Consider the following 211-nt stretch of genomic DNA (forward strand, 5'->3'; position numbering starts at 1 on the left):
CCGAACACTACTTCCGCGACCAAAGTCTGCCCGTCTCCTACCGCCCCCATGCCGGACTGGAAAGCGTCGGTACCGAAGCACTGTTCAACTTAAGCATCCGTCACAACCCCATCGTCGAAGGCATACGCAGTGCCGACTACAACTACCGCACCGCCGATACCGACCTCTTTGCCGAAACCGACAACAAACAGTCCGAAGAATCTGCCGACAA

The 211-nt window shown here is 56.9% G+C and carries 1 protein-coding gene; it reads left to right on the forward strand.

All coding sequences use genetic code 11. From position 1 onward, the window contains the following. Nucleotides 1-211, forward strand: a 211-nt coding sequence (locus HMPREF3277_RS14980; RefSeq protein WP_210401173.1) for a hypothetical protein, incomplete at both ends; no start/stop codon positions are given.

This window comes from Neisseria sp. HMSC70E02, assembly GCF_001838645.1.
GTDB classification, from domain to species: Bacteria; Pseudomonadota; Gammaproteobacteria; order Burkholderiales; family Neisseriaceae; genus Neisseria; species Neisseria macacae.